The sequence below is a fragment of the Streptomyces sp. NPDC032091 genome (genome assembly GCF_055580265.1).
On the sequence record NZ_JBVILR010000002.1, the window covers coordinates 364,090 to 374,830 of the forward strand.

Below are 10,741 nucleotides of genomic sequence, written 5' to 3' on the forward strand. Positions count from 1 at the left end.
GGATGCGTACGACGGAACCGGTGGCGAGGGCGGCGGCGCTGGCCGCCACGGGCGAGCGGCGCATCCTGGGCATCGCCGGGGCCCCCGGGGCCGGAAAGTCGACGCTGGCCGCCCGGATCGCGGAAGCGCTCGGGCCGGAGCGGGCCGTGGTGGTCCCGATGGACGGCTTCCACCTCGCGCAGGCCGTGCTGGAGCGCGAGGGCAGCGCCGACCGCAAGGGCGCCCCGGACACCTTCGACGCCGCCGGCTACGTGGCCCTGCTGCGGCGGCTGCGCGCCCCGCGGCACGGGTCCACGGTGTACGCGCCCGCCTTCGACCGTTCCCTGGAGGAACCGATCGCGGGCAGCATCCCCGTCGCACCGGACGTACCGCTGGTGATCACCGAGGGGAACTACCTCCTCCACGACGCCGGGGAGTGGGCCTCGGTACGGCCCCTGCTGGACGAGGCCTGGTACCTCGCCCCGGACGACGCCCTGCGCCTGCGCCGGCTGATCGACCGTCACGTCGCGCACGGCAGGGATCCCGTGTCCGCCCGTGCCTGGGTGGACCGGTCGGACGAGGCCAACGCCCGCCTCGTCGCCCTGGGCCGCCACCGCGCCGACCTCGTCATCGACACCGGCTGAACGAACCGGCCCCGGGAATGGCCGAATTCACGGCCTGGCGCGAACCGCGATGCCTCAGGAGGATTCTCTGCGGCCGCACGGGCCGCTCTGGAGAACGGGGGAACGATGAGAACACTCCGGCGAGGTCTACGGGACAGGTGGGTCGGGGCATGCGTGCGCGGCGCCGTCGTGATGGCGCTGACGTGCACCGGGGTCGCGATGGCCCCCGCGGCGACGGCGCGGACCACGGCCGCCTGCGCGACGGACACCGGGGCCACGGGCCTGGCGAGCTCGCCGGTGGCGGGCACCCTGGTGTCCGTGCCGCGTGCGGATGGCCGGATCGCGCAGCTCCAGCTCTTCTACGACGCCACCGCGACCGGGGGCCTGCCGTTCGTCTGGCACCGCGAGCAGAACGGACCCGGCGGCGCGTACGGCGGGTGGCAGCGGGTGAGCGCGGCGACCGTGGGGCCGAAGAGCTACGCCATGACGGCGATCGAGAACTCGGCGGGGAAGATCGAGGTCCTGTTCTCCACCTACGGTTCCTTCTGCCACACGGTCGAGGGCGGCGGCGCCGCGGGCGGCTGGAGCGCACCGGACGGCTTCGGCCTCGCGCCGACGCCGTACCACGGCGGAGTCGTGCTGTTCAAGGAGCAGGACGGCAGCATCGACGCCTTCGCCTCCGGGGCGTACGGCGGCGGCTCGATGGAACTGCGCCACCAGCAGAACGCGGGCGCCGGCTGGGGCCCGGTCCGGTCCATGGGCCAGGTACCGGACGCCGGCGTGGGCCTGAGCCAGCCGAGCACCGTGCAGCAACTGCCGGACGGCCGGCTGTACGTGACGGCGCGCGAGTGGAACAGGGACCGCACGTGGGAGATCCGGCAATCCGCGCCGGGCGGCGACTGGGGCCCCTGGCAGCTGAGGGCCCCGGCCGCCGCCCCCGCCCCTCTCACGACGCCGGCGTAAGACGGTCCGCGGGGGCCGCTGGTATCCCGGTGGGATCGGGGCGGCGGCCGCGTGGGTGGTCGGTGATGTCGAGGGAGAGCCTGTGGGGCTGGAGGATGGTGCGGGTGCTGAAGACGGGCGTGGTGCCCGGGGTGCGGGTGATCTGGTAGCTGCTGGTGAGGGTGGCGGTGGCGAGGGTCATCGCGACCGTCGCGAAATGGGTGCCCAGACAGGTGCGCGGCCCACCGCCGAAGGGCATGAACGCGTACTTGGGCAGCGCATCGGCGGGGGAGCGGTCGGTCCAGCGGTCGGGGCGGAACGCGGCCGGCCGGTCGTAGTGGCGGGGGTCGCGCTGGAGGACGAAGGGGCTGACGGCGACGCGCTGCCCGGGGCGCAGGGGGTAGCCGGCGAGCTCCGTGGGTTCCTCGACGGTCCTTTCGATCAGCCACAGGGGCGGGTACAGCCGGAGCGTCTCCTTCACGACGGATTGCGTGACGGCCAGCCGCGGGACGTCCGTGGCGGTCGGCAGGCGGCCCGCGAGTTCGCGTCCGGCCTCGTCCCGTACCTGCCGGCGGATGCGGGGGTGCTGGTCGAGGAGGAGGAACAGCCAGGCGAGTGCCGCGGCGGTCGTCTCGTGGGCGGCGAACAGGTTGGCGACGATGATGCTGGTGGCTCCTTGACGGGTGATGGCGCCCTCGTCGCGGGCGGTGTTGAGCAGGTCCGCGACCACGTGCGGGGAGCCGTCGCGGTGCGTCGCGCGCCGGTGGCCGATCAGCCGGGACACCTCGGCCGCCAGCTCGCGGTTGACGCGGTGCAGGCGCCGCCCGCGCAGGACGCGCCAGCGGGCGGGCAGCGGCAGGACGGGGGGCAGGAGCGCGTCCTGCAGCCGGGCCAGCAGGGCGGGGACCCGGCCCGTCTCCGGCCCCAGGCAGAACTCGGCGATGAGGTGGGCGCTGAGGTCCTCCAGCGCCGGGATCGCTTCGACCGTGCCGCGTGCCCGCCAGGCCTGTGCGTGCCGGGCGGCCGTGGCCGCGAGGCGGTCCTCGGCGGCGCGCATGCTGGTGCGGTTCAGGCCACGTCCGGCCAGGCTGCGGGCCCGCATCCACCGGGCCAGGTCCTCGGAGGCCCGGCCCCCGTCGGTCTCCTCGCCCAGCAGGTCGCGGCTGATGGCGTACGTGGTGTTGGTGTGCTTGAAGACCTCCTCGGCGAGGGCCGGCGAGTTCGCGAGGTACAGGCCGTCGTCGACGCGGACGAGGTCGCCGTACTGCTGCTGGTGGAGCAGGAAGCCGAGCTGGTCGCGTTCGAAGGCGCGTCGGTTGCCGTGCCGCCCGGCCCCGGTGGGGCCGGGCGGCACGCGGAGCACCGCCACGGTCACTGACCCTGTACGTAGTAGTAGTAATACGCACTGCCACGATCAGTGCCGAGCGTGCTGAGCGGGCTCGTGCGCTGGACTCTCGCTCCGGACGGGTCATTGGCCAGGGGCGCCGCGTTCGAGGCGGCGAAGGCCGAGCCTCCGCCGACGAGCGCGGCGACGGCGGAGATCGCGACGAGGAGCGACTTGCGCAGGGGGATCAGGGCAGCCATGGCTGGTTCCTTTCAAGGGTGCCGGGCGGTGTTTCCGCCTGGTCTGTTGCCCTCTATTCCGCCCTGGGGAGGCGCCGCGGGCACGTCACGAGGAAAGGGGACATGCCCCCGGCCGCCGCGTCTGGCACAATGCCGCGCCCCTCGTACGCCACCGACACCCGCACCCGCGTCAGGACGGAAGCCAGGCCTGCCACGTGGCGCGGTTCTCCTTCACCCAGCGGGCCGCCGCCTCCTGCGGGGGCAGCTTCTCCTCCGCGATCATGAGTGCGACGTCGTTCTGCATGTCCTTCGTCCAGTGGAACTTCTTCAGGAAGGCGGCCGCGTCGCCACCGTCCTTCGCGAAGCGGGCGTTGAAGAACTTCTGCAGCGGTGTGTGCGGGTACGCGCAGGCCACCTTCTCCGGATCGGCCTCACAGCCCTTCTCGTAGTCGGGCAGCTTCACCTCCGTCATCGGTACCTTCTCGAACAGCCACTGCGGTTCGTACCAGTAGGTCAGGAAGGGCTTCTTCTCCTTGGCGAACTGCTTGATCTGCGTGATCTGGGCCGCCTCGGAGCCCGCGAAGACCACCTGGAGGTCCAGGCCCAGGTTCTTCACCAGCGCCTTGTCGTTCGTGACGTACGACGGGGAGCCGTCCAGCAGCTGTCCCTTGCCGCCGCTCTCCGGGGTGCGGAGTTCGGCGGCGTACTTGTCCAGGTTCCTCCAGTCGGTGACGTCCGGGTGCGCCTGCGCGAAGTACGTCGGCACGAACCAGCCGATGTGCCCGGTGACCCCCAGGTCGCCGCCCCGGGCGATGGTGCCCTTGCCGTCGATGTAGCGCGCCTCCTGCTCCGGGTGCCCCCAGTCCTCCAGGATGGCGTCCACCCGCCCCTGGCTGAGCGCGTCCCAGGCGGGCACCTCGTCGATCTGCACGGTGTCCACGCGGTAGCCGAGCTCGTGTTCCAGCAGGTACTGGGCGACGGCGACGTCGGCCGTCGCGCCCACCCAGGACTGCACGGACAGCGTCACCGTCCGCGATCCCGCCGCGTGCGCGTACGGAGAGGACTGGCGGGTCATGTCGGCGGCGCCGCAGCCGGTGAGCCCGGCCCCGGCGGTCAGGGCCGCGGCCGCGGCCAGCGCGGCGATACGGGTGCGGGTCATCTCAGGCCCCCTTTCCGGTGCGGGTGCGGCGTTGCGTGGGCTGGGTGACCCGGTCGAGCACCAGGCCCAGGCAGACGATCGCGGCACCGGCGACGAGACCGGTCGCCAGGTCGCCCTGCGCGAGCCCGAACACGGCGTCGTAGCCGAGCGCCCCGCCGCCCACCAGGCCGCCGATCACGACCACGGCCAGGACCAGGACCACGCCCTGGTTGACGGCCAGCAGAAGCGCCGGCCGGGCCAGCGGCAGCTGGACCTGGAGCAGTTGCTGGCGTCCGGTCGCGCCGAGGGACCGCGCGGACTCCACCGCGCCCGGATCGACCGCCCGCAGCCCCTGCGCGGTGATCCGTACCACCGCGGGCAGCGCGTACACCACGGCCGCGGCGACGGCCGGGGCCCGGCCCACGCCGAACAGCGCGACGACCGGGATCAGGTAGACGAACTGCGGCATCGTCTGGAACACGTCGAGGACGGGCCGCAGCACGCGCTCCAGGCGGGCGCTGCGCGCGGCGGTCGCGCCGAGGGCGAAGCCGAGCAGCAGGGTCACCGCCACCGCGGCCAGCACCTGCGAGAGGGTGTCGAGGGCGGGCCCCCACACGCCGAGGACGCCGATCGCGGCCATCGCCAGGACCGCGGTGGCGGCGGTCCGCCAGGTGCCGATGAGCAGCGCGAGCGCGCCGACCACCAGCAGGACCGACCACCAGGGCAGCCACTGGAGCCCGGAGCGCAGCGGGTTGAGGACCCCGGTGGTGAAGTGCGCGGCCCAGTCGGCGGTGCCGCCGACGACGGGAACCCCGGAGTACAGGTGCGCGGTCGTCCAGTCCACGGCCCCGTTGACGGGCCCGGCGGTGTCCACGGTCCACGCCCGCGGCCAGCCGAGCCGCCCGGAGAGGTGACCGGCCACGGCCACCGCGGCGACCGCGGCGGCCGACGCCAGGGCGATGGCGCGGGCGCGTCCGGCCGGGCGGGCCGGAGCCGAGCCGAGCCGGGCGCCCGCGGCGGCGGTGACCCGGTCCAGGACCACGGCGAGCAGCACGATCGGCACGCCCGCGGCGAGCGCCGCGCCGATGTCGACCGAGGCCAGCGCCTGGTAGACACGGTCGCCGAGCCCGCCCGCGCCGATCACGGAGGCGATCACGGCCATGCCGAGCGCCATCATGATCGACTGGTTGACGCCGAGCAGCAGCTCCTTGCGGGCCAGCGGCAGCCGGGCCGTCAGCAGCCGCTGCCGGCCGGTCGCGCCGAGCGAGGCGGCGGCCTCCATGACGCCGGCGTCCGCGCCGCGCAGCCCGAGCGCGGTCAGGCGCGCCATCGGCGGGGCCGCGTAGACCACGGTCGCCAGGACCGCGGCGGGCACGCCGATACCGAAGACCAGCACCACCGGCAGCAGATAGGCGAAGGCGGGCAGCACCTGCATCGTGTCGAGCACCGGGCGCAGTACGCGGTCCATCCGCCCGGACAGGCCGGCGGCCAGCCCGAGGAGCGCGCCGAGCAGGACGGACGCCAGGACCGCCACCACCATCAGGGCGAGGGTCTGCAGGGTGGGCACCCACATGCCGAGCAGCCCGCACACGGCGAACGCGGCGACGGAGCCCAGTGCGAGGCGCACCCCCGCGAGCCGCCAGGCCACCACTCCGGCGGCGGCGGTCACCCCGGCCCAGCCGAGGGAGAGCAGCAGCAGGTACACCGCGCGCACCGAGACGATCACGGCGTTGCTGACGTGCCCGAGGAAGTAGAGGAAGAGCGGGTGGCCGTCGCGGTTGTCGATGATCCAGTCGCCGGCGCGCTTCAGCGGCCCCGACACGTCCACGGCGAGGCCGGCCGGCCAGCCGCCACCGCCGAGCAGGACGGCGCCGAGGACGAGCAGCAGGGCTGTGCCCGCACCGATCAGCCGGCCGCGCCGGGGCCGCAGCCAGGGCCGCAGTCCGGCGGAGCCCGTGTCCGGGCCGGAACCCGTCGCCGGGGCGGCGCCGGATGCGGCGCGCGGCGCGGCGGCACCGGCCGTCTTCTCCGTGGCCTCGGGGCCGGCGGGGGCGGGAGTGGTCGTGGCGCTCATCGGCCGCACCGCCCCGGGCCGGTGACCCGCGGGCCGCCGCAGGGCGGCGGCCAGGTCGTATGGGGGTACATCAGGCCACCGCCTTCCCGGCCGCGGCGGGTACCCCGGCGACCACGCCCAGCAGCACCGACTGGTCGACCACCCCCAGGCACCGCCCGTTCTCGACGACCCGCGCGTTCTCTCCGGACCGGGCCACCGCCTCGATGGCCTCGTGGACGGTCGCGGTCGGCGCCAGCGCCGGTCCGGCCCCGGACTCCTCGCCCCGCGCCGGGCGCATCGCCGAGCGGACGGTCACCACCTGCTCGCGCGGTACGTCCCGGACGAAGTCGCGGACGTAGTCGTCGGCGGGGGAGCCGACGATCTCCTCCGGCGTCCCCAGCTGGACGATCCGGCCGTCCCGCATGAGCGCGATCCGGTCGCCGAGCCGCAGCGCCTCACCGAGGTCGTGGGTGATGAACACCATGGTGCGGCCCTCCTCGCGGTGCAGCCGGACGACCTCCTCCTGCATGTCCCGCCGGATCAGCGGGTCGAGCGCGCTGAACGGCTCGTCGAACAGCAGTACCTCGGGGTCCACCGCGAGCGCCCGCGCCAGTCCCACGCGCTGCTGCTGGCCGCCGGACAGCTGGCCGGGCCGGCGCCGCTCCATGCCGTCCAGACCGACCTTCGCCACGAACGCGGCGGCGCGCTCGCGCCGTTCCCTGCGGCCCACGCCCTGGATCTCCAGGCCGTAGGCGACGTTGTCGAGGACGGTGCGGTGGGGCAGCAGCCCGAAGTGCTGGAAGACCATCGCGGCACGGTGCCGGCGCAGTTCGCGCAGCCGGGCCGGGTCCATGGCCAGGACGTCCTCGCCGTCGATGGCGAGGGTGCCCGAGGTCGGCTCGATGAGCCGGGTCAGGCAGCGGACCAGGGTCGACTTGCCGGAGCCGGACAGACCCATCACCACGAACACCTCGCCCTTGCGGACGTCGAAGGAGACGTCGCGGACGGCGGCCGTGCAGCCGGTCCGCTCGCGCAGGGCGGCGGCGTCCAGCGAGGCGAGTTCCGGGTCGGCGGGGACGCGTCCGGCCTGCGGCCCGAAGACCTTCCACAGGTTCCGCACGGCGAAGACGGCCCCGTCGCCGGCCTCGGGGCCGCCCCCGGACCGTACCGTCGTCTGTGTGTTCGGCTGACTCATCGGCTGGTACCTCCCAGCAGTTCGGCGCATTTCTCCCCGACCATCAGCACCCCGATCATCGGGTTCACGGCGGGCATCGTCGGGAAGACGGACGCGTCGGCGATCCGGATGCCGGACAGCCCCCGGACCCTCAGATCAGGCGTCACCACGGCGAGTTCGTCGTCCTCGGACCCCATCCGGCAGGTCCCGGCCGGGTGGTACACGGTGTGCGCGACGTGCCGTGCGTACGCGCTGAGCTCCTCGTCGGAGGTGACCTCCGCGCCCGGGCAGACCTCGCGCCCCAGCCAGCCGGCCAGCGGCTCGGTCGCCGCGATCCGCCGGGCGATCTTGATGCCGTCGACCAGGGTCCGGCCGTCATAGTCGTCCTCGTCGGTGAAGTACCGGAAGTCCAGCGCCGGCTTGACCTCGGGGTCGGCGCTCGTCAGGTAGAGCCGGCCGCGGCTGCGCGGCTTGGGGATGTTCGGGGTCATCGACACACCGTGCGCCGGCCGTTCGTAGCCCAGCCGTTCCGGGTTGTCGGTGAACGGCACCTGGTAGAAGTGGAACATCAGGTCCGGCCCCGGGGCCGCCGGATCCCGGCGGACGAACAGCCCCGCGTCCGAGTCCATCGCCGAGTTCTCCGGTATCGGACCGTTGGTCTCCCACACGATGACCGACTCCGGGTGGTCCAGGAGGTTCTCGCCGACCCCCGGCAGGTCGTGCACGACCGGGATGCCGAGCTTCTCCAGGTCCGCCCGCGGCCCTATGCCCGAATGCAGCAGCAGCCGCGGCGAGTCCACGGCGCCCGCGCACACCAGCACCTCGCGCCGCGCCCGCACCACGTGCTCGACGCCGTCGGCGGTGCGCACGTGCACGCCGGTGGCCCGCGTCCCCTCCAGCTCCAGCCGGAACGCCCAGGTCTCCAGCGCGATGTGCAGGTTCGGCCGGTCCAGGAAGGGGTGCAGATAGGCGACCGACGCCGAGGACCGCTTGTTGTCCTCCGGGTGGTACGCGAGGTCGAAGAAGCCGACCCCCTCGTGGAAGGCGGCCTTGTTGAACCCCTCGATCCGGGGGACGCCGAGCGCCTCCTGAGCCGCCTCCACGAAGTCCCGGGCGATGGCGTTCCGGTCGTCCTCGTGGACCGGGACGATGTTGTTGCGCAGCCGGTCGAAGTACGGGTCCATGGAGGCCGCGTCCCAGCCCTCGGCCCCGGCCTCGGCCCACTCGTCCCAGTCGGAGGGCAGCGGCTTGAACGAGATCAGCGTGTTGTGCGAGGAACAGCCGCCCAGGACCCGCGCCCGGCTGTGCCGGATGTGGGAGTTGCCGCGCGGCTGCTCGGTGGTCGGGTAGTCGTAGTCCAGCTCACCGCCGAGCAGCCCCATCCACCGGCGCAGGGTGAGGACGTCCTCGCGGCCGACGTCGCTGGGTCCGCCCTCGATGACGGCCACGCTGACCGAGGGGTCCTCGGTCAGCCGGGAGGCGATCACGCAGCCGGCGGTCCCGCCGCCGACGACGACGTAGTCGTACACCCGCTGCCCGTCGTCCCGGGAGGGCCGGTCGTCGAGGGAAGGCCGGTCGTGCTGGTCGTGCGGGTGGTTCATGCCTGGTCCTTCTGCTGCTCGTTCCCCGCGCCGTCGTCCTGACCGCCGGAGAACCAGCGGACGGGGCGGGGAGAGAGGTTGCGGTAGACGTGCTTGGCCTCGCGGTACTCGGCCAGGCCGGTCGGACCCAGCTCGCGGCCGATCCCGGACTTGCCGAAGCCGCCCCACTCGGCTTGCGGCAGGTACGGGTGGAAGTCGTTGATCCACACGGTGCCGTGGCGCAGCAGGGCGGCCACCCGGTCGGCCCGCGCGCCGTCGGCCGTCCACACCGCGCCGGCCAGGCCGTACTCGGTGTCGTTGCCGAGGGCGACGGCCTCCTCCTCGGTGCGGAAGGTTTCCACGGTGAGCACCGGGCCGAAGACCTCCTCGCGCACCACGCGCATGCCGCGGTGGCACCGGTCGAGGACGGTGGGCCGGTAGAAGAAGCCCGGGCCCGGGGGCCGGATGCCGCCGGCGCGGAGCACCGCGCCCTCGGCGAGCGCGGAGGCCACGTACTCCTCGGTCCGCTCCCGCTGCGCGGCGGAGACCAGCGGCCCGCACTCCACACCGGGGTCGGTGCCGCGGCCCAGCCGGATCAGCTCGGCCCGCCGGGCCAGTTCGGCGACGAACCGCTCCCGCAGCGGCTCCTCGACGATGAGGCGGGAGCCGGCCGAGCAGACCTGGCCGCTGTGGATGAACGCGGCGTTCAACGCCTGGTCCACGGCGGTGTCGAAGCCCTCGGGGGTGGCGCAGGCGTCCGCGAAGACGATGTTCGGGTTCTTGCCGCCCAGTTCGAGCGCGACCTTCTTGACGGTGTCGGCCGCCGCCCGGGCGACCTTGGTGCCGCTGACGAGCCCGCCGGTGAAGGAGACCAGGTCCACGTCGGGGTGCTCGGCCAGCCGCGCGCCCACGGTCGGCCCGGGGCCGGTGACGATGTTGGCGGCGCCGAGCGGCAGCCCGGCCTCCAGCAGCGACTCCACCAGGGCGACCGTGCTCAGCGGGGTGATCTCGCTGGGCTTGACGACGAAGGTGTTGCCGGCCGCGAGGGCCGGCGCGATCTTCCAGGCGGCCTGGAGGAGCGGGTAGTTCCACGGGGTGATCAGCGCGCAGACGCCCACCGGCTCGTGGACGACCACGCTGCGCACGTCCGGCGAACCGGCGTCGACGACGCGCTCCGCGCTCTCCTTCTCCACGAGGTCGGCGAAGTAGCGGAAGACGTCGCGTACGCAGTCGACGTCGGTGCGCCCCTCCTCCAGCGTCTTGCCCGCGTCCCGGCTCTCCAGGGCGCCGAGCCGCTCGCGGTCGCGTTCGAGCAGGTCGGCGACCCGGCGCAGCACGGTGGCGCGCTCGGCGACCGGCGTACGGGGCCAGGCGCCCGCGTCGAAGGCGGCGCGGGCGGCGGCCACGGCCTCGTCGGTGTCCCGGACCCCGCCCTCCGCGACGACGGCGAATGGGGTGGCGTCGACGGGGTCGATGATCTGGCGGGTGTCGCCGGAGAGTGCTGTTCGCCACTCGCCGCCCACGTGGATGGTCTGTTGTGCTGCGGTCACGTCGGGTATTGCCTTTCGTTCCTACAGGCCCCCGCCGGTCACACGGAGAACCAGGGCGGCCTGCCGGCCGCCCGGAGGCCCGGGTGCCCACGTCTCGGGGATGCATGTGGAAAGCACTGCACAGAGTGATCCTCTTCAC

The 10,741-nt window shown here is 73.9% G+C and carries 9 protein-coding genes; 2 read left to right on the top strand and 7 right to left on the bottom strand.

Features of this window, described 5'->3' with window-relative positions; genetic code table 11:
- The first annotated feature begins 2 nt into the window (after nt 1–2).
- Nucleotides 3–623 carry a nucleoside/nucleotide kinase family protein gene (locus ACZ5NJ_RS04670; protein WP_468762718.1) on the top strand — a complete coding sequence of 207 codons (621 nt, stop codon included), beginning with the start codon at nt 3–5 and terminating at the stop codon, nt 621–623.
- 153 nt (nt 624–776) lie between these two features.
- The gene (locus ACZ5NJ_RS04675) at nt 777–1,565 is read left to right on the top strand and encodes a PLL family lectin (protein WP_468762720.1); all 789 of its coding nucleotides are present in this window, start codon (nt 777–779) and stop codon (nt 1,563–1,565) included.
- Here the strand turns inward: ACZ5NJ_RS04675 and ACZ5NJ_RS04680 are convergent.
- The 7 genes from ACZ5NJ_RS04680 to ACZ5NJ_RS04710 form a co-directional block, all read right to left on the bottom strand.
- Entirely contained in the window at nt 1,549–2,913 is a 1,365-nt protein-coding gene (locus ACZ5NJ_RS04680) for a cytochrome P450 (RefSeq protein WP_468762722.1), read from the bottom strand. The genes ACZ5NJ_RS04675 and ACZ5NJ_RS04680 overlap by 17 nt on opposite strands.
- Nucleotides 2,914–2,915: 2 nt before the next feature.
- The gene (locus ACZ5NJ_RS04685) at nt 2,916–3,128 is read right to left on the bottom strand and encodes a hypothetical protein (RefSeq protein ID WP_468762724.1); all 213 of its coding nucleotides are present in this window, start codon (nt 3,126–3,128) and stop codon (nt 2,916–2,918) included.
- A 169-nt stretch (nt 3,129–3,297) separates the two neighbouring features.
- Nucleotides 3,298–4,266: an ABC transporter substrate-binding protein gene (locus ACZ5NJ_RS04690; RefSeq protein WP_468762726.1), complete on the bottom strand. Its 969-nt coding sequence runs from the start codon at nt 4,264–4,266 to the stop codon at nt 3,298–3,300.
- Nucleotide 4,267: 1 nt separating this feature from the next.
- A complete protein-coding gene (locus ACZ5NJ_RS04695; protein WP_468762728.1) occupies nt 4,268–6,319 on the bottom strand; it encodes an ABC transporter permease subunit in 2,052 nt (683 codons plus the stop codon).
- A 70-nt stretch (nt 6,320–6,389) separates the two neighbouring features.
- Nucleotides 6,390–7,493 (bottom strand): quaternary amine ABC transporter ATP-binding protein, encoded by a 1,104-nt coding sequence (locus ACZ5NJ_RS04700; RefSeq protein WP_468762730.1) that lies wholly within the window; start codon nt 7,491–7,493, stop codon nt 6,390–6,392.
- On the bottom strand, nt 7,490–9,073 hold the full coding sequence (locus ACZ5NJ_RS04705) for a GMC family oxidoreductase (protein WP_468762732.1): 1,584 nt from the start codon (nt 9,071–9,073) through the stop codon (nt 7,490–7,492). Before ACZ5NJ_RS04705 ends, ACZ5NJ_RS04700 begins: the two co-directional genes overlap by 4 nt.
- Nucleotides 9,070–10,602, bottom strand: a complete 1,533-nt coding sequence (locus tag ACZ5NJ_RS04710; RefSeq protein WP_468762734.1) for an aldehyde dehydrogenase family protein — start codon at nt 10,600–10,602, stop codon at nt 9,070–9,072. Before ACZ5NJ_RS04710 ends, ACZ5NJ_RS04705 begins: the two co-directional genes overlap by 4 nt.
- Nucleotides 10,603–10,741 lie beyond the last annotated feature (139 nt).